The sequence below is a fragment of the Streptomyces sp. NPDC002676 genome (genome assembly GCF_053592455.1).
Window position 1 is genome coordinate 42,717 of the sequence record NZ_JBSFVT010000029.1, and the last position, 21,430, is coordinate 64,146.

The 21,430-nt window shown below is 67.8% G+C and carries 22 protein-coding genes and 3 pseudogenes; 8 read left to right on the top strand and 17 right to left on the bottom strand.

What is annotated here, in order from left to right:
- Positions 1-114: 114 nt before the first annotated feature.
- The 5 genes from ACWD3E_RS39645 to ACWD3E_RS39665 all read right to left on the bottom strand — a co-directional run bounded on the left by ACWD3E_RS39645 (position 115) and on the right by ACWD3E_RS39665 (position 3,627).
- Complete coding sequence (locus tag ACWD3E_RS39645) at positions 115-1,074, bottom strand: ABC transporter permease (RefSeq protein WP_451392342.1); 960 nt, start codon at positions 1,072-1,074, stop codon at positions 115-117.
- On the bottom strand, positions 1,071-2,027 hold the full coding sequence (locus ACWD3E_RS39650) for an ABC transporter ATP-binding protein (RefSeq protein ID WP_451392343.1): 957 nt from the start codon (positions 2,025-2,027) through the stop codon (positions 1,071-1,073). The genes ACWD3E_RS39645 and ACWD3E_RS39650 overlap by 4 nt, the downstream gene beginning before the upstream one ends.
- Positions 2,024-2,374, bottom strand: a complete 351-nt coding sequence (locus ACWD3E_RS39655; protein ID WP_451392344.1) for a transcriptional regulator — start codon at positions 2,372-2,374, stop codon at positions 2,024-2,026. The genes ACWD3E_RS39650 and ACWD3E_RS39655 overlap by 4 nt, the downstream gene beginning before the upstream one ends.
- Positions 2,371-2,892: a hypothetical protein gene (locus ACWD3E_RS39660; protein WP_451392345.1), complete on the bottom strand. Its 522-nt coding sequence runs from the start codon at positions 2,890-2,892 to the stop codon at positions 2,371-2,373. Before ACWD3E_RS39660 ends, ACWD3E_RS39655 begins: the two co-directional genes overlap by 4 nt.
- 456 nt (positions 2,893-3,348) lie before the next feature.
- Positions 3,349-3,627 carry a hypothetical protein gene (locus ACWD3E_RS39665; RefSeq protein WP_451392346.1) on the bottom strand — a complete coding sequence of 93 codons (279 nt, stop codon included), beginning with the start codon at positions 3,625-3,627 and terminating at the stop codon, positions 3,349-3,351.
- A gap of 99 nt (positions 3,628-3,726) precedes the next feature.
- On the opposite strand from ACWD3E_RS39665, the gene ACWD3E_RS39670 reads away from it, so the two are divergent.
- A complete protein-coding gene (locus tag ACWD3E_RS39670) occupies positions 3,727-4,389 on the top strand; it encodes a hypothetical protein (RefSeq protein WP_451392347.1) in 663 nt (220 codons plus the stop codon).
- A 141-nt stretch (positions 4,390-4,530) separates the two neighbouring features.
- On the opposite strand, the gene ACWD3E_RS39675 is transcribed toward ACWD3E_RS39670, so the two are convergent.
- A complete protein-coding gene (locus ACWD3E_RS39675; protein WP_451392348.1) occupies positions 4,531-4,677 on the bottom strand; it encodes a hypothetical protein in 147 nt (48 codons plus the stop codon).
- 17 nt (positions 4,678-4,694) lie between these two features.
- Positions 4,695-5,018 (bottom strand): DUF6191 domain-containing protein, encoded by a 324-nt coding sequence (locus ACWD3E_RS39680; RefSeq protein ID WP_451392349.1) that lies wholly within the window; start codon positions 5,016-5,018, stop codon positions 4,695-4,697.
- 196 nt (positions 5,019-5,214) lie between these two features.
- Here ACWD3E_RS39680 and ACWD3E_RS39685 point away from each other — a divergent pair, with 196 nt between their 5' ends.
- Positions 5,215-5,994, top strand: a complete 780-nt coding sequence (locus ACWD3E_RS39685; RefSeq protein WP_451392350.1) for a GNAT family N-acetyltransferase — start codon at positions 5,215-5,217, stop codon at positions 5,992-5,994.
- A 111-nt stretch (positions 5,995-6,105) separates the two neighbouring features.
- Here the strand turns inward: ACWD3E_RS39685 and ACWD3E_RS39690 are convergent, their stop codons facing one another.
- The 3 genes from ACWD3E_RS39690 to ACWD3E_RS39700 all read right to left on the bottom strand — a co-directional run bounded on the left by ACWD3E_RS39690 (position 6,106) and on the right by ACWD3E_RS39700 (position 7,599).
- On the bottom strand, positions 6,106-6,354 hold the full coding sequence (locus ACWD3E_RS39690) for a transposase family protein (RefSeq protein WP_451392351.1): 249 nt from the start codon (positions 6,352-6,354) through the stop codon (positions 6,106-6,108).
- A 116-nt stretch (positions 6,355-6,470) separates the two neighbouring features.
- Entirely contained in the window at positions 6,471-7,034 is a 564-nt protein-coding gene (locus ACWD3E_RS39695; RefSeq protein ID WP_451392352.1) for an SMI1/KNR4 family protein, read from the bottom strand.
- A 199-nt stretch (positions 7,035-7,233) separates the two neighbouring features.
- Entirely contained in the window at positions 7,234-7,599 is a 366-nt protein-coding gene (locus tag ACWD3E_RS39700; protein ID WP_451392353.1) for a hypothetical protein, read from the bottom strand.
- Between the two features lie 423 nt (positions 7,600-8,022).
- On the opposite strand from ACWD3E_RS39700, the gene ACWD3E_RS39705 reads away from it, so the two are divergent.
- Positions 8,023-8,961, top strand: a complete 939-nt coding sequence (locus ACWD3E_RS39705; RefSeq protein ID WP_451392354.1) for a MerR family transcriptional regulator — start codon at positions 8,023-8,025, stop codon at positions 8,959-8,961.
- Positions 8,962-9,005: 44 nt separating this feature from the next.
- Here ACWD3E_RS39705 and ACWD3E_RS39710 read toward each other — a convergent pair.
- A pseudogene (locus tag ACWD3E_RS39710) lies at positions 9,006-9,971 on the bottom strand (IS256 family transposase).
- A 974-nt stretch (positions 9,972-10,945) separates the two neighbouring features.
- Between ACWD3E_RS39710 and ACWD3E_RS39715 the strand changes: the two are divergent.
- Positions 10,946-11,152, top strand: a complete 207-nt coding sequence (locus ACWD3E_RS39715; protein WP_451392355.1) for a hypothetical protein — start codon at positions 10,946-10,948, stop codon at positions 11,150-11,152.
- Positions 11,153-11,594: 442 nt separating this feature from the next.
- Positions 11,595-13,238: a M4 family metallopeptidase gene (locus ACWD3E_RS39720; protein ID WP_451392356.1), complete on the top strand. Its 1,644-nt coding sequence runs from the start codon at positions 11,595-11,597 to the stop codon at positions 13,236-13,238.
- 166 nt (positions 13,239-13,404) lie between these two features.
- Here the strand turns inward: ACWD3E_RS39720 and ACWD3E_RS39725 are convergent, their stop codons facing one another.
- Together ACWD3E_RS39725 and ACWD3E_RS39730 are read right to left on the bottom strand one after the other, a co-directional pair.
- Entirely contained in the window at positions 13,405-14,016 is a 612-nt protein-coding gene (locus ACWD3E_RS39725) for a CapA family protein (protein ID WP_451392357.1), read from the bottom strand.
- Positions 14,013-15,410 (bottom strand): FAD-binding oxidoreductase, encoded by a 1,398-nt coding sequence (locus ACWD3E_RS39730; RefSeq protein ID WP_451392358.1) that lies wholly within the window; start codon positions 15,408-15,410, stop codon positions 14,013-14,015. Before ACWD3E_RS39730 ends, ACWD3E_RS39725 begins: the two co-directional genes overlap by 4 nt.
- A gap of 72 nt (positions 15,411-15,482) precedes the next feature.
- On the opposite strand from ACWD3E_RS39730, the gene ACWD3E_RS39735 reads away from it, so the two are divergent.
- On the top strand, positions 15,483-15,953 hold the full coding sequence (locus tag ACWD3E_RS39735) for a hypothetical protein (protein WP_451392359.1): 471 nt from the start codon (positions 15,483-15,485) through the stop codon (positions 15,951-15,953).
- A gap of 145 nt (positions 15,954-16,098) precedes the next feature.
- On the opposite strand, the pseudogene ACWD3E_RS39740 reads toward ACWD3E_RS39735, so the two are convergent.
- Positions 16,099-16,948 (bottom strand): annotated as a pseudogene (locus tag ACWD3E_RS39740) (transposase family protein).
- Positions 16,949-17,272: 324 nt separating this feature from the next.
- A complete protein-coding gene (locus ACWD3E_RS39745; protein ID WP_451392360.1) occupies positions 17,273-18,202 on the bottom strand; it encodes an alpha/beta hydrolase in 930 nt (309 codons plus the stop codon).
- Between the two features lie 111 nt (positions 18,203-18,313).
- Here ACWD3E_RS39745 and ACWD3E_RS39750 point away from each other — a divergent pair, with 111 nt between their 5' ends.
- Positions 18,314-18,769, top strand: coding sequence for a MarR family winged helix-turn-helix transcriptional regulator (locus tag ACWD3E_RS39750; protein ID WP_451392361.1), 456 nt, complete (start codon positions 18,314-18,316; stop codon positions 18,767-18,769).
- Between the two features lie 347 nt (positions 18,770-19,116).
- Positions 19,117-19,383, top strand: coding sequence for a DUF6193 family natural product biosynthesis protein (locus ACWD3E_RS39755; RefSeq protein WP_451392362.1), 267 nt, complete (start codon positions 19,117-19,119; stop codon positions 19,381-19,383).
- A 95-nt stretch (positions 19,384-19,478) separates the two neighbouring features.
- On the opposite strand, the gene ACWD3E_RS39760 is transcribed toward ACWD3E_RS39755, so the two are convergent.
- Together ACWD3E_RS39760 and ACWD3E_RS39765 are read right to left on the bottom strand one after the other, a co-directional pair.
- Entirely contained in the window at positions 19,479-20,165 is a 687-nt protein-coding gene (locus ACWD3E_RS39760) for an alpha/beta fold hydrolase (RefSeq protein WP_451392363.1), read from the bottom strand.
- A 138-nt stretch (positions 20,166-20,303) separates the two neighbouring features.
- Positions 20,304-21,269 (bottom strand): annotated as a pseudogene (locus ACWD3E_RS39765) (transposase).
- Positions 21,270-21,430: the final 161 nt, after the last annotated feature.

Here is a 21,430-nt window from a genome sequence, read left to right on the forward strand (position 1 = left end):
CGGGGCGAGGTCCGTATGCGCCTGAGTGATGGCTTCGGGGTACGCCTGGGCGGCGCGCCATCGCTGCGAAGGTGGGCTGGATGCCGCTCCGGCCCGCGGTGCCGAAAGGGCGTGTTATGTCGTGAGCGCGCCGCTCAGGCGCGCCTTGCCCTGGCGTTCGGTCAGCCGGGAGCCGGACTCGCGGCGGGCTGCGCGGCGCAGCAGCGGGACGGCGAGCAGGAAGCCGATGACGGCCCAGCCGGCCAGCACCAGCGCGACGGTGGGCAGCTGCCAGGAGCCGGACGGCTCCACGGCCCGCGCGGCGTCCGGCAGCAGGGCCGAGCGCACGCCCTGCGCCATCCACCGGAGTGGGAAGACGGACGCCACGTCCTGCACCACCACCGGCAGCCGGCTGATCGGGAACATCGCCCCCGAGGTCACCAGCAGCGCCATCGCGGGCAGCATTATCATCGCCAGCGCCTCGCGGGCGTTGGGCAGCACGGCGCCGATGGCCGCGCCCAGCGGTACGACGGCGAGCAGACCGAGGGCGATGACCCATATCAGCGTCAGCCAACTGCCGGGGCTGTGCGGCAGCGGCCCGTCCACGAACAATGCGGCCGCGCCCAGCAGGACGGTGATGATGCCCATCGCCATGATGACGATCAGCACGGACTTCGCGACGAGATAGGCCAGTATGCCGCCGGGCGTGGCCCGCAGCCGCAGCAAGGTGCCCTCGTCGCGTTCGGTCACCAGGATCTGCGGGAGGTTGATCAGCCCCACCTGGAACAGCAGATACGCGGCGAACCCGGCGATCGTCAGGTGCGCGGCGGGGATATGGGTGCCGGGCAGGTCGTCATGGATGAAGGAGGCGACCATCAAGGCGACCACCACATTGCTGAGATAACTGACGAACTCCTTGCGGCTGCACAGGAGATGACGCACCTCGATACCCCCGCGCCGCAGCCCGGCCTGCCAGGAGCGCAGTCGCCGGCCGCGAGCGCGGTCCGGCCCTGCGGTGCTGGCCGCCCCGTCCGTCGCGCCGGTCCCGCCCCGTGTGGTCCTGTGCCGCACCGCTGTCATCTCCGTCTGCCTCATGCGGATCGTTCCTCCCCCGTCCCGGCGCCCACCAGGGCTGTGTTGTCGGCAGTCCCCGCGTCCGTGGTGCCGTCGGCGTACTCGTGCACCATGTGCAGATAGGTGTCCTCCAGCGTCGGCCGGCGGACCTCCAGGTCGGCGATCGGCCCGTCGGCCTCGCAGTGCAGCTCCCAGACCAGCAGGGAGGGATCCGCGGTGCGCTCGCGGCGCGGCGCGCCGTCCGGCGCCGTCCAGCGGACCTCCGCCTGAGCCGCGGCCCGCCGGGCGAGCTCGGCGGGTGTGCCGCAGCCACGGATACGACCGTTGACCAGCATCGCTATCCGGGTGGCGAGCCGCTCGGCCTCGGCCAGGTCATGGGTGGTCAGCAGGATGGTGACGCCCTCGTCGCGGGCCAGCCGCTCGACCAGGTCGTGGAACTCGCGGCGCGCCTCGGGGTCGAAGCCGGTGGTCGGCTCGTCCAGGAAGAGGAGCTCAGGGCGGCCGACGATGCCGAGCGCGACATCGACGCGCCTCCGCTGGCCGCCGGACAGCTGGTCGATCCGGTGCCGGGCCCGGTGGGTGAGACCGACCAGCTCCAGCAGCTCTTGCGGGTCACGCGGATCGGGGTAGTACGTCGCGAAGTGCCGCAGCAGCTCGGCGACCTGCCAGCGGCGGTGGTCGCGCCACGACTGGAGCACCAGGCCGATCCGGCCGCGCCACGCATCGTCGGCGTGCGCCGGGTCCTTACCGAGGACCCGGACCTCGCCAGCGGAGCGCTGCCGGAAGCCCTCCAGGATCTCGACGGTGGTGGTCTTCCCGGCGCCATTAGGGCCGAGCAGGGCGAAGATCTCCCCGCGGTGGATGTCCAGGTCGACGCCCTGGAGCACCTCGGTGCCGCCGTACGACATCCGCAGGTCCCGTGCGGAGACGACCGGTTGGCGGGAGCCGGCGGCTGTGGTGGGGGTGCTGGTCATCGGCTCGCCTCCGCGTGCTGCTGTTCGGGTGCCGTCTGCTGCGCCGCCGCGGGGCCCGCACCCTCGACGATGGCGCGGAGAGCGGTGACATGGCCTTCGAAGGCGGTGCGTCCGCGGGCCGTCAGCCGTACCTTGGTGCGGCGTTTGCGCCCGCCGCCCTCCTTGCGGATCTCCAGATACTCGGCCTCCTCCAGGGTGTGCAGCTGCTTGGAGAGCGCGGAGTCGCTGAGCGAGAGGCTGTCGCGGATGAACGGGAAGTCGGCCCACTCAGTGGCGGCCAGCAGGGCCACCACGGACAACCGGGTGGAAGGATGGATCAGTTCGTCGAAGCCCGTGGGGGTGCTCATAGGCCCGCCTCCTCGTCAATGGCTTGTGTGGCGCGGCCTCGCAGCGCGCGTTCGCGGAGTGGGCTGACCGCCCAGCGGTTCGCCGGTCCCGTGAAGAGGACGAACACGGCAGCTGCGGCGGTGGCCGTGATCAGACTGGGGCAGGGCAGGGCGAGCGAGCCCGCCAGGTGGTCGGAGAGCAGGATCGTGCCGCCGGTGACGCACCCGCCCGCGATGAACGTGGCGAAGCTGCGCCAGCTGTACCGGGAGCGGTGCAACTGCATCCGGGCGCGGCGGCTGTAGATGACGGCCAGGGTGCCCAGGATGCTGGCATAGGCGGCGAGCATCAGCCACAGGCCCCACGCCGGGAGCTTGAGCCCCATGCTGGCGAGGAAGACCCACATGATCGCAGCCGTGATGTAGGTCGCCTTGGGATCACCGTGCGCGCATCGCTCGATCTCGTCGTACACCCGCTCCTGCGGCACCCGGATCCGCTGGAGATCCCGCCAAGCCCGCTCGGCATCCACCGGTGTAGTCATGCCATCGCCTCCCCGACGACGCTGCTGGACCGCCGGGGCGCGTCGGACCGAATCAGGCTGGACCGCCCCCGCGTTTACTTGCCTACTGGGAAAGTTAACTGGGGCTTTCCCGATAGGCAAGTCGAAATGACCCTGTGGGCGCCGACATTCTTGTCACCTACGCTGAGCTGCGACTTGGGGGTCAGGGGCGGTCCTCCGCGGCCAAGGGTGTCGGGATACTGGTGCTCCGGCAGCAGTTGGCCGCCTTGCAGCGCAGCAGCCCAAAGCCCGCCTTCAGCGGATCACGTTCGCCGCGGTAGCCCGCGAGGTCGGCGTCTCGAGCTGGCTCGTCTATGCCCCTGGCTTGCACGAACGCATCGACCAGACCAGGCACGGGCCCACCAGGCCGCCCAAGGCCACCAGGACCAGCAGAGCAAACGGAAGGTCTCCACCGCGAGCAAACAGGCTGACCTGCTTCTAGCCCGACAAGAAGTCAAGCGGCTCCGGACCGAGAACGGTCGGCTGCGGCAGCATGCCCGCATTCATCTCGGGCGGCAGGTCGAACAGCTTGGCAACCGCGACCTGGTCGACCGCATCAACAAGTTCACCGAGGAGAACCTGCGGCTGTCCACGGCGGAACGGCGGGCAACCGCGCAGACCGCGCAACTCCGACAGCGAGTCGACGAGCTCGAGGACGACCTCGCCGCCGCCCGCACCAGCCTCCGCCGCATGATCCGCAATGAGAACCGGCTTCAATCCAGCCCCTGAGGCGTCGGTCGACAGCGCTCATGGAAATATGCCCCAGGCGGGGTGGTGCTGGCCTCCCCGGACCAACCAGGCGAGGGGTCTGCTCACATGGGGGACATATCGGCCGAGCGGCGTCGCATCCTGCAGTCGCCACCGCCCGAGCTCGTCGCAGAGGCGGCCGCGAACCCGGGCGGGTCGGTTGCGGTGATCGACCCTGACCTCATCGGCGACCCCAACGGCTACGTCCCGGGGGAAGCCGTCCAGGGTGTCTGGCGGGTCGGCGCGGACGGAAAGCTGACCGGCGAGTTCGTGGAGAATCCGAACTACGGCCCGCCCAAGGACGACTTCGCCAAGCTCACGGATTCCAAGCACTGGCTGGACTGGCTCGGTGAACAGCCCGCCGTCGCAGTGCGCGACTCCATCGCGGGGATCCTGGACGAACAGGTCCCCGGAGCGGTTCTTGAGTGGATCAAGACCCTCGACGCCCCGCGCTACCTCACCGGAGGCCGCCCCCAACCGGACGATCCGAGCCACATGATCGTCACCCGGGCCGGCCTCGCCCTGCCCTTCGCGCTCTCCGTGACCAGCCCTGGACGCAAACGAGAGATCCTCCAGGGCGTCTTCTCCTGGGTCGCCGTCAGACTCGACCAGCCTGGCAAACGCAAGGACCAGGTCTGGTTCGACCTACGAGCTGACCTGGACTGGGCCGAGACGGAACTCCGCAAACGGATCTACCTTGTCGGCCAGACCTCGGCGCCCGGCACCACCTGAAACCCGCCCGTCCGAATCCGGGGTCGACGCAACATGCCTCACGTCCCTCAGACTGCTGCACAGACTTGACCTGCGGCATCGTCGTGGTGACCCCAGATAGCACCGTCCGAGTCCACTGCGACGAGAGGTGCCTCCCTGACCTCATTTGTTCGCGCGGTCGGCCAACATCAGGAAGGTGTTCATCGGCCTCACCGCCGACAGCGGCGGAGTGTGCTGTCTGTCTTCACAAACCACGATGACCATCGCTGGCCGCACCTGTCTGCGGACCACCCCGACCAGCAAGATCATGACCTACAGCTGGACGACTATCCTCGCCGTCGGACCACCGCCGTACCCGAGTCCAGATCTATGCCCATGCGGGGCGGCGCACCATCTTGGATGTCATCCCGCAGGACCAGCTCTGTCTGGCGCTGTTCGAACTGCACCCGCTTGTTGGAGTTCATGAACGCATGCAGCTCTTCGGTGACAGTGGCGCCCACGCCGAGTCCGCTGCTCGGGGTGCGAGCAACCAAGATGCGGCGCAGCCAGTCTGGATGTCCCGATCGCACCACCACATAGCGGGCCGACGCCAGCAGGAAAGGCACGAGCACTAACACTGTCATGATCAGCAGGCCCGACATCATCACCATGCCCAACCAACGTCCTCACAAGGCGCACCGTTCCCGGTTACTGTGCGCCTGACTATCGAGGTACCTTCGCGGCCCGACGCCGGTACGGAACATGGAGCTGCTCGTGCTAGCCAGGTGGCCCGGCCCGAAGGTGGACAGGTCGGCTCGCATGGAATTGGCCTGTGTGATGGGTCAATTTCGCACTACCGTAGGCGCAATGACAACGGGATCCACTTCGACCGACCAGCCCACGTCCTTGGCCGAGGCGCCGATGCGTCAGGCCCGCAACTCCGCCGCCTTTTGGATCGCGACCGGCCGATGCCGGGGACATGAGGTGATCCGGCGCCGTGGATTCGTCGCGGTCGACGGCGACGAGCGTGCGGGCCTGCGGATCCTGATCCAGGAGCCCAACCTCGACCCGGGTGAACTGGCCGAGTTGAGCGAGCTGGCCCGACAGGCCGCGGGCCCGGTGAACGCCGAGGATCCGTTCAGCTCGACCGACCTGAGCCACCTGGGCATGCGCAGCTGGCAGATGCCGATCATGCTGCGCCCGCCCGGGCCCGTCGGCGAACCGGTGCTGGACGTGATCCGGGTACGGCAGCCCGAGGACCTCCAGGCGGCCGAGCGGATCGTGATCGAGGGCTTCGAGCTGGCCGGATTCGAGCCCTACCGCCCCGGCGAGTTGTTCCCGATGGCGCTGATCAGGCAGCCGGGCGTGGACGTGTTCGTCGCCTCGCACGACGGTGTGGCCGCGGGAGCCTGTGTCAGGGTCGTGGACGACGGCGTCGGCAGCCATTACTGGGTCGGTACTTCGCCCGCATTCCGGTCGCGTGGCGTGGGTCGGGCCGTCATGCTCGGTTCCCTCGCCCACCTGGCGGATCTGCCGGTCACACTCACCGCTTCGAAGCTGGGCAGGCCGCTGTACGAGTCGCTGGGTTACATCGCCGCGACGCCCTCGACCTGGTGGGCCTCTCCTCATGTGACAGCGTCACGGTGAAGCCCGCTGGCTCGCCAGTTCCCCGAAGGGCCCCAACCATGTGGACAGATGCGCCGGTAGGCGCTGTGCTCGTGCTGGTTGCGGGCGGATCACTTCGGCGTAGATCGTCGGTCACCGGGCGACTTCGCGATTCGTCAGGACCAGCACGGCCCGCACCAGGGTGGTCGCCCACTTCGGGTCGGTGCGGACCTTGCCGAGGACCCGCCAGTTCTTGAGGCGGGCGAAGCCGTGTTCGACCGGTTCCCGGATGGAGGCGAGGGCCTTGTTGGACGTTTTCTGGTCGCCGGTCAGGGGGCGGTTCTGGCGGCGCGGGGCCTCGCCGTCTCGTCTGGCACAGACGCGCGCTGTCAACGACGTCATGACCCGCAACAACTAGACCGCTGTGACTGAGCGCCGTACCTGGCTGGTCTGGCCAAGTACGGCGCTCAGTAAGGTGCGTCAGCGGCGAGCCAGGTTGTCGGGAGCGGCCGACGGCGTCACTGCCCCGTCGCCCCAAGGGCCTGGTCGGCCGTCGCGAAGCGGTGCTCCGTCGGCTTCAACACTTTGTAGAGGTAGCCGAAGTACTCCGTTTCCGCTGTTCCGGTGAGCACCGCCAGCAGGAAGGCGAGGCACCCCATGTCGTGGTGCTCCCACAGGGGGCCGCGCCCCTCGTTGTAGAGCACGGTCCACTCGTCGGGGTGCTGACCGGGCCGGGCCAGCCAGTACAGGAACGCCCCCGTGCCTTCCTCGAATGCCCACGGCAGGACCCTCGCGCCCGCCTCCTGCAGGCCGGCGGGCTTGTCCTCGAACTCCCACAGGTGGGCCAGGATCTCGTCCCGTTCCGCCGTCTGCGCGTGCAGGTCGCAGTCGTTGTAGGCGGAGTCGGGGACAAGCAGCCAGAGCGTCTCGGTGAAGATGCCGTCGCCGTATGTCTCGACGAGCTGCTTGTAGTCGGCGGGCAGAGCCGTACCGAGGGCGCGCTCGGCTTGCGCCCAGTCCACCGCGGGTGGCGGATTGGCGGGCGGCGGACAGAGGCGAACGAGCGCATCGAGGGCGATCATGGAACGCACGCTACCGGCACACCGGCCGGTGCCTGTGTGCGGGTCGGCAGGCCAGGCGAAGATCCGCAGCGGAACCCGGCTCAAATATCCGCTTGCCCCGGTGAAGGCCTCGGCACGCCGGGAGCTGCGTACGTCGGTGGTCGATGAGCGCGCACTTGGCCGGTGAGGCCGCCTATAGCGTGCGAGGCAGGAGAAGTGGTCAGCCAACGCCCAGCCAGGTCACGACGGCCAGAACGAGTGGGACAGGACACGCCACCGCAGTCAGCAACAGCCGACGTCCGGCCGGCGTCATGCGACGCACCGCGGGCACAAGGGCGAGCGCGGCGAGCAGTGCGGCACCGCCGGCCACGCCCGCCGCGTACTCCGCGAGAAGACCACCGACGGCCGTGCCTTCCGCCGCGCCCCACAGTGCGAGCACGCTTAGCAGGAAAGTCAGCCACGCCATCGACAGGACTGTGGCGGCGCCGAGCAGAGCTGTCAGCAGCGTGACCCCTGGGCGGGCCGTAGCCGACGGGGTCGTCGGCTTCCACGGGCCGTAGAGCCTCGCATAGGTCTGAGGATTCATGAGCCGATGATCGTCGGGAGCCCCCGTGCACTTCATGAGGCGCTCTACTCAACCAAGCGCGTAGACGTACTCATTCTCGGCTGCTCCAGGCGCCAACTGAAGTGCGCAGGTGCCAACTCGCGTGCGGAGCGGTCGGGCCGATCAGTAGAGGCTCCAGTCGTCTGTGTCCCAGTAGCCGTCGTGGCGGACGCAGCTGCCGTCGGCGATGACCAGTCCCGCGTCGCGCTGTCGCTGAGCCCCGGCCGACGTACCGGCAGCCGGTGACCGGGTCAGTCTCCGGCTCCGTCGTCACCTTCCATCCCCACGCAGGATGCGCTGGCCCTGGACTTGAGCAATTGTCAAGACTTGTGGACCGTAAGTGGCCCGCTACGGGCGGGTGGATGGGCTTGAGGCTCCAGTAGGGGGAGGTTCGAGGGCGAGGGCATGGAAGGCGACACGCTCTACTCGATCGGTGATCTGTCTCGGCGGACCGGGCTGACGGTCAAGGCCATTCGGTTCTACTCCGATCGAGGCATCGTGCCGCCGACTGGCCGCAGCCCGGCCGGCTACCGCCTCTACGGCATCGACGCCGTCGCACGCCTGGACCTGGTACGGACGCTGCGCGATCTGGGACTGGACCTTCCCACGATCCAGAAGGTCGTGGACCGGGAGCTCTCGCTTCCCGAGGTCGCCGCAGCGCACGCTGAAGCGGTTGCGGTGCAGATCCGAACACTGCGCCTGCGGCGTGCGGTGCTGACGGTGGTGGCCAGGCGCGGGTCGACCCCTGAGGAGATGGATCTCATGCACAAGCTGGCCAAACTCTCCGAGGACGAGCGTCGACGTCTGATCGATGATTTCCTCGACGCCGTCTTCGGCGGCCTCGGCACTACGCTCGAGTTCACGGGGATCATGTGCTCGATGACCCCAGAACTGCCCGACAACCCCGAGGCCGAGCAGGTCGAGGCGTGGGTGGAATTGGCTGAACTGTCCCAGGACCCGGATTTTCGTGCCAGCGTGCGGCGTATGGCTCAGCATCAGACGACCGATCGTGACCAGGGCGCGGCCGCACGCCTGCTCCGTGACCCTGCCGCAGCGGTTCGCGATCAGGTCAGGCCAGCCTTGGCAGCCGGCATCGACCCTGCCTTGCCCCAGGCCGATCCGGTTGTCGAGGCGGTCATGGCTCAGTACGCGCACGTCCTCGGTCGCCCCGACGATGTCGAGCCTCGACACCGGCTGCTGACCCGCCTGGAGACCGCGAATGATCCTCGTAGGGAGCGATACCTTCGGCTCCTCGCGATGATCAACGGCTGGGCGGCTCCGGAGAGCCTGGCGCCGGTGTTCGATTGGTTCGTCCAAGCCCTGGGCGCCCGAATGCCAGGGTAGCGGACCTGGCTTCCTCGACGTGGCACGGCCTCAGCCGGTTCACGTCATGCCGCGTGCGCCCGGTCACGTTCGACGAGCTGGCCGCGTTCGAAGCGTGCTCCGGCGCGGACGAGGGGAACGATGTGGGCGCCGTTGACGGCTCGCCAGCGGGTCTGAGCCGACTCGACGAGCTTGAAGACCATGGCGAGCCCGGCGGCGCGGGAGCCGGCGCCTTTGGTGCCGAGGCGGACGGTGGCGAAGGCCTGGATGGCCTGCTCGGCATGTTCGCGGTCCTCGGCGTCGTAGATGCCCTGGATCGCCTTCTTAGCCGCCGACTGGGCCGATTTCGGCATGGTGTCCAGTATGTTGGCGGTGAACCCAGAACCTCTGCTCGCGGGTGTCGGGGAAGACCTCGCGTAGAGCCTTCCAGAACCCGAGTGCGCCGTCGCCGACCGCGACCACGGGGGCGCGCATGCCCCGTCTCGCGCAGTCCCGCAGCAGCGCAGCCCAGGACTCGGACGATCCCCGGTAGCCGTCGGCCATCGCGACCAGTTCCTTGGTGCCGTCCGCGCGCACTCCGATGACCACGAGGACGGCGGCTTTGGTCTCGTCCAGGCGTATGCGCAGGTGGATGCCGTCGACCCAGACGTAGACGTAGTCGGTGCCGGACAGGTCGCGCTCCTGGAACGCCTGATGATCGGCCTGCCACTGGGCGGACAGCCGGGTGACCGTGGCTGGCGACAGCCCGGCCGAGGAGCCGAGGAACTGTTCCATCGCTGGGACGAAATCGCCCGCGGGGCCTTGACCTCGATCACGCCAGCAGCGGTGGTGACCTTCCGGGCCTGGTGGTAGCCGTTGCGGACCACCAGGCGGTGCCCAGCCTCGTCCCTCTCCTCGGCCAACTCGGCTAAGTAGGCGTTTACTTCGGCTTCGAGAGCGTCGGCCAGCATCCGCCTCGCCCCCTCGCGGACGATCTCGTCCAACAGCGACCCAGCTCGCGTCGAACCGTCGGCATTGACTAGCGTGAGCACGGGCGTGCCTTTCCGACCGGCGCTGCAACGTCGGCCTACTCGATGATCATCACGGGTCATTCGGGAAGGTACGCCCTCTGCGTTCCCCCTGGAACCGATCCACAGATATCGAGCATGGCTCGCTTGCGCGCAGATGACGCTGCACCGATCGGGCGACAACCAGTCGCGCATAGCGGCACAACCAGTCATGCAGCCCAGAGACGGACCACGCCGTCGGCGAGCCGCAAGAACGAAGAAGTAGAAGTCGCTGAAACGGCCTGCCCCATGGAGCCCAGCACGGAGGGACCCGCATCCGTCCATCCCGATGACGGGAACTCCCGGCTGCCCAATGTCAGCCACACTGGGCCGTCGACAAAGAGGGGATCGCGGGAGTCGATCCTGAGCTCGTCCGGAATGACGTGCGCGCCGAACAACCGCCACCGCTCCCGTACGTGCGAAGCCTTGCGGTTGCGGCTCCTACTTCAACGTAGTGCTGTGGCCGAGAGGTTCACTGGAGGGCTCGATCAACTGGCGAGAGGGCGCATCGGTCCCACCGCCGTGTTGTGCTGGTGAAGGTTGGGTGGGGGAGTTGTCATATCTGGTCCACGCGCGTAGCGGACACTGCCCAGGCTGCGGTTTTCTCGTGTGGCGCATCTCCAACCCCCCACATCTCATGGAGACTTCATGCGTCACGCCGCCCTCGGCCTGCCCGCAGCCGCCGTGTTCCTGATCGGCGTAGCTGCCGCTCCTGCGCTGGCTGAGCCGCCCCGCGCTGCCCTCGACGGCAACCGCCCGCAGCGAGCTCGCCGTCCTCACCGTCGCCCCACCGCGCTCGATGGACGGCTACGCCCGCGGCAAGTTCGACATCTGGTCCACCCAGCCGCACGGCTGCACGACCCGCCAGGACGTCCTCGCCCGCGGGTCCCCCTCGCCGAGGTCTGGCGCTCCGGGCCGACACCTGGACCGAGGATCAGCGCAGGGCCTTTGGCAACGACGTGAAAGACCCCTGGCTGCTGATCGCCTCGGAGTCGTCCAACTCGTCCAAGTCCGACAGCGGGCCGGCCGACTGGAAGCCCACCAACCACGCCGTCTGGTGCACCTACGCCAAGGATTGCACCCACATCAAGTCCGTCTGGAAGCTGACCACCACCGAGGCGGAGAGGTCAGCGCTGTCGGCGATGCCCGACTCCTGCACCAGCTGACTGCCGAAGAGGATGCGCGCGGCCAAGCAGCCTCGTCCGTGCCCGCCCGTCTGCTGAGATGCGGCGGCTGTGAGTGACGGCCCTGGGTAGCCATGCGCACCTTTGCAGTGGCGAGCCAGTGCTGCCAGGTGCCGGTCGGGACCGCGATTAAGGCGTCCGCAGTCGACACGTTGCGGTCGCCCGCTGTTGACGCCGGTGCCAGGCGAGTGCCTCGACTGGTGCACGCAGTGCTGGCTGCCACTGGCAGTTCTCCCGCGCGGCAGAAGGGTGTGCGTGTACCTCCGGCCGCGTTTGCAGGTTGGCAAGTTATTGACGGTATTTATGGCAGGTACATGTCATCTATGCCAGGCTTGGTCCAACCGCCGCACGAGCACGACAACGTCCACAACTGTCCGGGCCGGCCCCACACCGGCTGGATATTCCCCCCACAAAAGGAGCTTGTGTGACCTCCCGTTACACACCTCGCCAGCGCACCGCTTTGGCCGCGGCCACTGCCGTCGCCGCTGCCTCAGCACTTCTGAGCACCGCGCTCACCAGCACGGCTACCGCCCAGCCCGCCGCCGGCAACTTCCGACTTGCCGCAGCTCCCATCGCGCTGTCGGCCACTGCCCGCACGACCCTGATCCAGCAGGCGCAGTCCGGCGCGGCTGAGACCGCGCAGAGGATAGGCCTGGGCGCCAAGGAGAAGCTGGTCGTCAAGGACGTCGTCAAGGACGTCGACGGCACTGTCCACACCCGCTACGAGCGTACGTACGCGGGCCTGCCAGTGCTCGGCGGCGACCTGATCGTCCACACTGCCAAGTCCGGCAGGACCGAGGGCATCACCAGTGCCACGACGACGAAGCTGAAGCCCGCCTCGCTCACACCGCAGATCGCCGCCGCCGAGGCCGAGAAGCAGGCGCTGGGCCTCGCCAAGGCGGCAGGCTCGGCGAAGTCAGCCGCGGACCAGGCGCCGCGCAAGGTCATATGGGCGGCGAGCGGCAAGCCGGTCCTCGCCTACGAAACAGTCGTCGGCGGGCTGCAGGACGACGGCACCCCGAACCAGCTGCACGTCATCACCGATGCCGCCACCGGCAGAATTCTCTTTCAGTACCAGGGCATCGAGACCGGTGTCGGCAACAGCCAGTACAGCGGCAAGGTGGACCTGACGACGACGCAGTCAGGCTCGTCCTACAGCCTCACCGACGCCTCGCGCGGTGGCCACAAGACCTACAACCTCAACCACGGAACTTCCGGCACCGGCACGCTGTTCGCGCAGTCCAGCGACACCTGGGGCGACGGAACCGTGTCGAATGCGGCGACCGCCGCCGCCGACGCCGCATACGGTGCGCAGGAGACGTGGGACTTCTACAAGACCACCTTCGGCCGCAGCGGCATCAAGAACGACGGCAAGGCCGCCTACTCCCGCGTCCACTACGGCAATGCCTACGTGAACGCGTTCTGGGACGACGGCTGCTTCTGCATGACCTACGGCGACGGCTCGAACGACAGCGACCCGCTGACCTCGCTGGACGTCGCCGGTCACGAGATGAGCCACGGCGTCACCTCCAACACCGCGGGCCTGGAGTACACCGGCGAGTCCGGCGGCCTGAACGAGGCGACCAGCGACATCATGGGCACCGGCGTGGAGTTTTACGCCAACAACAGCAAGGACGTCGGCGACTACCTCATCGGCGAGAAGATCAACATCAACGGGGACGGCAAACCGCTGCGCTACATGGACAAGCCGAGCAAGGACGGCGGCTCCGCCGACTACTGGTCCTCCAGCGTAGGCGGACTGGACGTCCACTACTCGTCCGGCGTCGCCAACCACTTCTTCTACCTGCTGGCCGAAGGCAGCGGCGCGAAGACGATCAACGGCGTCAGCTACGACTCGCCCACACAGGACGGTTCCACGGTCACCGGCATCGGCCGCGACAAGGCGCTTCAGATCTGGTACAAGGCGCTGACCACGTACTTCACCTCGACGACTGACTACGCCGGCGCCCGCACCGGCACCCTCAAGGCGGCGTCCGACCTCTACGGCGCCTCCAGCACCGAGTACAAGGCGGTCCAGGCCGCCTGGTCCGCAGTCAACGTCAAGTAAACCCGCACACGCCAAGGGCGGCAGCCGGGACTCACCCCGGGTGCCGCCCCCAGCCTCAGCGTCACCGCTGGCAGAGGCGCGACGACACGCGGAAATCGTGGTGTCGCGGCAGGTCATGCGGGTCTGCTCAGGCCGGTCTCGGCGAGACAGCGGTCTAGATGCCCAACTACGGGCGCTGGCTCGTCCCGTCCGCCGATATGCGGGCGGCGTGCGAGCCGAAGTCCTTCTCCGACACGCTGGGGACGAGGTCGATTGCCTCGCCGCCCGGCTCCGGCGTGCCGGGCTCCACGATCTGGGTCTGGCGCAGGCGCCCGGACACGTAGGTGCCGTCGGGGCGGAGGATGACTTGCAGCACGCCGCTGGTTGAGAGTGTGCCGCCGCGGCCGAGTACCTTGCAGCCATTGAAGTTGCCCAGGCTGCAGGCGATCAGTCTGCCCTTGCAGAACTCCATTCCGCGTATCACGTGCGGGCCGCTGCCCACGACGGCGTCAGCCCCGGCGTCGATCACCGCACGGCTGAAGCGGTAGCTGCCGCCCCGGTTCTCGCCGAGGAAGTACTTGGTGCCGGGTTCTGGAATCTTGTAGGCCATCCCGTCGATGACCTGCCTGTCCTCCACGCGAGGTCGGCCGGTCACGGCCCGCGGTATCAGCGGAGCGAGTAACGCCCAATCCTGGTCGGTGAGTTCGTGACGACGTATCACCCCGCGTTGATCCACCATCCGATGATCTGTGAAGGCGGACCCGAGCAAAGACTTGCGATGGACCGGCGGGCCGCTCACGAAGTGGCGGGTGGGATGTTCTGGTTGGCGTGGAAGAAGTTGTCGGGGTCGTAAGTGTGCTTGATCGTGGTGAGCCGGTCGTAGTGGTCGCGGTATGTACCCCGGACCCGGTCGGCGCTCTCCTCCTCGCCGAGGTAGTTGATGTAGGCGCCGCCCATGGAGTAGGGGTGCAGGTCGCTCCAATAGTCGACGCACCACTGGCGGATCAGGCCGGCGTTGGCGGGCTCGGGGTCGATGCCCGCGATGACGCCGGACCATGTGGCATGCCGGTAGGCCCAGGCCGTGTCGTCGGCGTCGACACGGCGGGTGGCCCCGTCGACCGGGTACAGGTGCATCGTGGAGAGGCCGGTGGGGAGGTTCTGGCCGTACTGCTCGTGTACGGCGATGGCGTCGTCGGGGATGGCGTCGAAGAAGTCGCCTCGCCAGTACCACTGCAGTCCCTTCGGCATCAGCCCGTCGAACATGCGCTGCAGGTCGGGGTAGGACATGGGGGTGGTGAAGTGGAATGCCGGTGGCCCGGGCGCGTTCACGGCGGTCAGCGTCTTCTCCAGGTGCTCCTCTTCCAGGTCGCCTGTGTAGCACCACACCACGCCGCACACCTTCCGTCCGTGGATCGGCTCGGGGAAGGGCGGCCCGGGCGGTACCGTCAGCAGGGCGAAGAAGCCGTTGAGCTCCTGGGGCGCGGCGGGCAGGAACTCCCGGTACCACCGGAGCACTTCGCGGGTGCGGTCGAGGGGCCAGACGGTCACCGCGACGCCGACGGTGTCCACGGGGTGCAACCGGAACGTGAACGACGTGACCACGCCGAAGTTGCCGCCGCCGCCCCGCAGAGCCCAGAACAGGTCGGGGTGGTCGTTCTCCGACGCGGTGACGAACGTGCCGTCGGCGAGGACCACGTCGGCGGACAGCAGGTTGTCGATGGTCAGTCCGTACCTGCGGGTCAGATGCCCGTGTCCGCCGCCGAGGGTGAGACCGCCGACTCCCGTGGTGGACACGATCCCGGCCGGAGTGGCCAGGCCGAAGGTGTGGGTCGCGTGGTCGAGGTCGCCCAACTGGCTTCCGCCGCCCACCCGCGCGGTCCTCGTCTCCTGGTCGACGTCCACCCAGCGCATCGGCGTCAGGTCAAGCGTCAGCGCGTCATCGACCAGGCACAGCCCTGGACCGCTGTGTCCGCCGCCGCGCACCGCCAGCTCCACTCCGGTGTCCTGGGAGAAGGAGAGCACGGTCCGTACGTCCGCCACGTCGACGCACCCGGCAATCGCCGCCGGACGCCGGTCGATCATGGCGTTGTAGATGCCGCGGGCCTCGTCGTAGCCGGGGTCTCCGGGAGCGAGGACGGGTCCCCGCAGCGCCCCACGCAGACTCTCAAGAGCCGGTCCGTTGATACCGCCCATAGTCGAACACTCCTCTTCACGGGCGCGGCGCGCAGACGGACGCGAGCGCGACGTCAGAGCGGGCTGCGGGGCGTGAAACGCGGATCTGTATGCGCCTGTGATGAAGACCGGCAGGGTGAACACCCCACCGGCAATATTGTCCGCCTGCCCGCCACGTCCCGCACGTTGACCGTCGGGCCCTCGACAAGACCGCCACCTCCTGCGAAGGGGCGGTCACACTCGCGTCATTCCTGCTCTGGGCAAGATCCGTTTGAAGACGGACGCGGGGCCTGGCTGACCGACCTGACGAAGGCCGGGGAGGAAACACTCGTTGCCGAGGCGGGGCGGCTGCTCGAACTCGACCAGGTGCCGCCCAAACAGTGGCGCGCGGCCTGGCTGAGGCAGCTGCCGAACGAGGAACTGGTGCAGTTCGCCACGGCCCGGCTCGGTGCTCCGGACGCGGAGGTGATGACGGAGGTCGTGCGCCGCATGCGGGAGATGATGCGGCGGATCGGCCCGGTTCTCGGCTCGATGCGAAACGCCGGAATCTTGCCCACGCCTTGAGGCTTGCTGCCACACCAACGGACCACTGGACGCACCTGCCGCGAGATCGCTGAGGAGACCCGCTTCTCCGCCGGAGTGATCAGCTACCTGGCCCGGCGGCATGACATGGCCGGTCGCCGGCCAAGGGCCAACCGAGAGACGCAAGCTAGCCACGTTTCGACCACTGAGGTCTTCTCAGTGAAGAAAATTTCCAGTGCCCGTTGAGAACAAGTGCGGCGCGGGCTATGTCGCCGATTCTGCTGGGGCTGAGGGTGACGTGCTTGAGGGTTCGCCAGCGTTCCTTCAGTTCCGCCGCGGCCCGCTCGCCGCGCGCCCTCACATCTCTGATCAGCGCATTCGTGGCGCGGGTTCCTCGGTCCAGGGCGGTCTCGGAGCGTCCTTTGGGGCGGCGTACGGGCACGTGCATGCCGATGCCAGCGCCGATGTAGCCCTTGTCGGCGAGCGTGGGAAGCCGTCGGCGGCGCCTTCGTACAGCGCCGGCAGCACGTGGATACGGGCCGAGGTGATGTCCGGGGTGGAACCCGGCTCGACGTCGGAGACCCACAACGGTGTGCCGCCCGGCGCGGCCAGGAACTGAATGTCGCCGCCGAAGCTCTTGTGCTTCCGAGAGAGCCACAGGTCGTTGCCGTTCTCCCGGACCTGGGCCAGCCGGTCGCAGGCGATCAGCGTGCCGTCCAGCATCACGTGTGTCATCGCCTGGGCGCGGCAGAGGTCCAACATCTCGTGCAGATCAGGAGCTTGGGCGGCCAGCACACCGATGCCCTCATGGAGGTAGCGGTAGCCGGTGGCCTGCGAGATCCCGGCGTTCCGGGCCAGGCAGTGCACGCAGCCGTGTTCTCGGAACCAGCGCAGCACCAGTACCTCCTGGCGGAACGGGCCCAGGGCGCGAGAACCCTTCGGCGTGCCGATCCCGCGCCGGTGGGCGACCAGCAACCGGGCGAGGAACTCCACGATGTGGCGTGGGACGTAGGCGCGGCAGCATAGGTGACCAACATGAAGCCTCTGATTCGAGCGGACATGCTCTTGGCAGACCAGTCCTACCAGGGCTTCACGCCTGCCCGGCCTCGTGGCTCACCCGGAGATCATTTCGCTGGCGAAGCCTCAGGCTTGATCGCGCCGATCTGCCGACCGGGCCAAACTCGCGCTCATGGACCTGCCGACCCCGGTGTGACTCCCTACCGGCGAAGGACGCGTATACGCGAAGTGGTCCGCGCCTGATCCCGCAGAGACGTTGAACTCACTGAAACTGAAACCGTGATGTCGGCGATGGTGCTCCTGCGCCCGTCGCCGACATCACGCGGAGGCCGCCGGGGTCGGTGTCAGTGGACGGGTTCGAGATGGTCGGCGCTCGGGCGCCCGGCGCTCAGGTGGGCGGTGAGGAAGCGGGCGGCGCGGTCGAGTGCGGCGTCCGCCTCGTCGAGGCGGCCGTAGTGGTGTTGGAAGACGTGGGGGAGGCCGGGGCCGACTTCGAGCGTGACCTCGACGCCGTCGGAGCCCGCGCGGCCGGCCAGCCGGACCGCGTCGTCGAGGAGCACCTCGTTCGCCCCGACCTGCACGAGGAGTGGAGGCAGTCCGGTGAGGTCGGCGAACACCGGACTGGCCAGGGGATGCGCCCTGTCGCCTGCGCCGACGTAGAGATCGGCGTAGGCGCGCACGTCGGCCTCTGTGAAAATGGGGTCGGTGCTCTCCTTGGAACGGATACTTCCTCCAGCGAGGGTGAGGTCGGCCCAGGGGGAGAAGACGACCACGGCGGCTGGTTGCGGCAGCCCGGCCTCCCGGGCGGCGAGCAGCGTGGCGATGCTCAATCCGCCACCGGCGGAGTCACCGGCCATGACGAGGTCCCGTGGGTCGGTGCCCGACGCCAGCAGCTCGCGGTAGGCCGCGAGCCCGTCGTCGACAGCCGCGGGGAAAGGGTGCTCGGGCGCCAGCCGGTAATCCACCGACGTCGCGCGCAGCCCGGCGCGGCGGGCCAGTTCACCGACCAGCCCTGCGTGGGTGTCCGGTGAGCCGATGACGTAGCCGCCGCCGTGCAGGTAGAGCAGTCGGCCGCGGCCGGAGGCTTCGGCCGGCTCCAGCTCCAGTATCGGCCGCCCGCCCAGGACGGTCCTGCGGGTGACCACGCCCTCCGGCGCGGCGCGGGTGACAGCCGCGGCGAAGCCGCTGCGCTGCTCCTCGGGAGTGGGCCGTACCTCGCTGCGAGGGGCGGAACGGAGTATGGCGTCCAGGGCGTCGCGCTGCTGTCGGGACATGCGGGGGCCTCCATGGGGCGGGGTGCGAGGATGGATTCCTTGGAATCCACCTGCCTGACCCCAACCGGATTCCAAGGAAGATGATTCCCAGGAATCTACTGGAAGGCTAATGTGAGCCACATCACCTCGATCTTCACCGATCTGGTCCGCGTCGAGACTCGGCTCTACAACGCGGTGAGTGCCCGGTTGCGCGCCGAACAAGGGCTGGGGCTGGGACAGTTCGAGCTTTTGGAGATCATCGACCGCGTGCCGGGGTGTCGCGTGCTCGACATCGTCGGCGAACTGGCGATCACTGTGGGGGCCGTCAGCAAGGCGGTCGACCGGCTGGTGGCTGCGGGCTGGTGCCTGCGGGTCGCGCACCCCCAGGACCGCCGCTCGTCCGTCCTGCGCCTCACATGCGCGGGTGAGAAGCAGTTGTCCGCTTCCCGCCCCATTGTCGAAAGCGAGCTCATCTCACTGACCGCGGCGGTTCCGCCCGACGACCTGGCCCGCATCGCCTCAACCCTGGCCATCCTTCGCGCAACCCTCGAGGCGGGCCCCACGGCCGGCCGGGATGAGGGGACATGACCTGCGAATGGCATCCGACTCCCCGGAGTTGAGTGACGCTGCTTGGCCCCGCAAGGCCGACATCTCACGCCCACATACATCGGCCGGTCAGTGACGGCTCACGAACTTCGGTGCGTGTGCGGGCACAAGGCAGTACGCGCCATCACTGCTTTCTGCAACGGTGAAGCGCCCTGCTGAACCAAGAAAGGTGTCTCCCTCCGGTCCTCCCGGAGGGAGACACCCGCCTTTGACTTCACTTAACACCGCCAAGGATCATCAAGCCATGAGAAACCGCGATGAGGAATAGAAGATTCTGCTCGAGGAATTCAAAACCTCCCCACCAATCCGCCAGCCTGACGACGGATGAAATGTGGAAGCTGATCTCGGCAGCCTCACAGAATCCCACACTGAGATCACTCTACCCTGGCGTGTCGATGTGGCCGCTGACATTCTCCAAGGTTGATTCAATCGAAGATATGAACGACGCATTGCCCTCGATTTCCGCCACTAATGGAGAGTGTCGGGTCCTCGCATGGCCCTACGCAGAGGATATTTGCCTGTTCCTCACAAGCGACCCGGCGGAGGCGGTTGAATTTACGGCAGAGTGGATAGTAAATCGGGCGCCCAATTACTGAGCTTGAAAGCGTGATGTCGTTGCAAGGAGGCGGCCCGGTCGGTCCGGGGCCGCCTCCTTGCGCGTTGCGCTGCGGCCGGTCGTTGTCGGCTTGCCCTAGGCGTCGAGGGACTCCGCGGCCTCACGGATCACATCGAGCACGAAGTCAGGATGCGAGAGCATGGGAACGTGGCTGCTGTCCACAGGACGGATATTGGCGCCCATGCGCTCGGCGGCGGACCGCTCCAGGTCGGGAGGCACGGTACGGTCGTTGTTGGCGACGATGAACCAGCTTGGCTTCGTCCGCCAGGCGGTGCCGGGAACCTGCTGGTTGAACAGGTCCGCCACTGGCACAGCGCCCGTCGCCAGGACGAGCTTCTGCTCCGCTTCCGGGAGATCGCCGCAGAAGTGCGGGACGCCCGAGGGCTTGAGCCACACGCGGTCATCAGCGACGTCCACGTGCTCGAAGATGGGCGTGCGCGGGAATTTGTCCAGCTGTTCCTGCGACGTCTCATCCTCGTCTGGGGCGAGCGCGGCGATGTACACCAGAGCGCCGACGCGGTCGTGGATGCCCGCTTTGGTGATCAGTGTCCCACCGTAGGAGTGACCGACCAGCACGATCGGGCCGGGGACGTGGTTGAGCGTGAAGTTGACGCACGCGACGTCGCTTTCGAGCGAGTTGAGGCCGTGCTGTGAGGCGAAAACCTCGTGCCCTTCAGCCTGGAGCGTGGGGATGAGCTTGTTGAAGCACGACCCATCCGCCCAGAGTCCGTGGGCGAAGACAACGCTGGGCTTGCTGGCCATGCCATTTCCTCCTACGGAGAGATTAAATATGCAACATTGCACCACATTGCCCGTTCAGTGCCTATTTTTGCGTCATGGCCAGGCGTGTCGCCCCATCCCAATCGTTGGGCCTGCGAGTTGAACGTGTTGTCGTGGTGGTCATGTCTTGGTGATCAGACCCGTTTCGGCGAGGCAGCCGTCTGTGAGGTCGCCGCGGTACTGGATGTGGCGCAGGCGGCGTCGGATGCGCTGGATGAGGTGTTCTGACGTGCTGAAAGCGACGTTGGAGAGCCAGCCCCGCCGCAGCAGGGACCAGATGCCTGCGACGGGGTTGAGGTCGGGCGCGTAAGGCGGCAGGTAGTAGATGGTCAGCCAGTCGCGCGACGCGGCGAACTCCCACAGCCCGGCGGCCTTGTGGAAGTTGAGGTTGTCCCGTCGTCCCGGCGCGGCCGGTAGATCAGCCGGGGCCGGTGGCCGGGTTTGTAGCAGGTCAGCGCCGCGATGGAGATCCGTCTGCCGGAACGGCCCCGCACCCGCACCACCGGGGTCCGCCCACGCTGCGACCAGGTCTTGGCCTGCGGCGGCGTCATGGAGAATCCGGCTTCGTCCTCGAAGACCAGCCAGGCTCCACGGGCCGCCGCAAGTCTTCCGCGCAGGGCCACACCTCCTTGACCCACCCGGCTACCGCGTCCTCGTCCCGCTCCATCGCGCGTCGGGCCGGGACCTGGCAAGACCAGCCGTTACGCAGCAGGAGTTTCCGAACGCCCTGAATCGTGTAGGCCAGGTGGAAACGCCGCCCGATCACCGTCTTCACGCGACTAAGGGTCCAGCGTGGTCCTCCCAGCCGTGCGCGGCCGGTCCCTTGGGCAGCTCCGCCTCCAGTTGAGCGAACTGCTTGTCGCTCAGCGTCGGCAGCGACGCCGGCCCCTGCGACCGCAGAGCCGACGGACCGCCCTCCTCCCACGCCTGCCGCCACCGTTGCACGGACCTGACGCTGACGCGTAGGTCCTTGGCGATCGCCGCACTCGCCTCACCCCGGGCGAACCGCTCGGCCGCCTGAAGCCGCAACTCCTCACGGAACTGCTGCCGTTCGGCGGTAAGCCCGCCTCCCTGTGGATACCGCATCCCTGGTGATCCCGCACGGACGACAAGCCGTCAGTACCTACGACTCCACGAGTTCAACCTCAGTAACGGTAGTTCGTTAAATCCGGTGTTGGTGCAGGTTGACGGCAGGTCGGGTTGGTCGTAGGCCGGTGGGAGGAGTCAACTGCTTTGCTGGGGGCTGA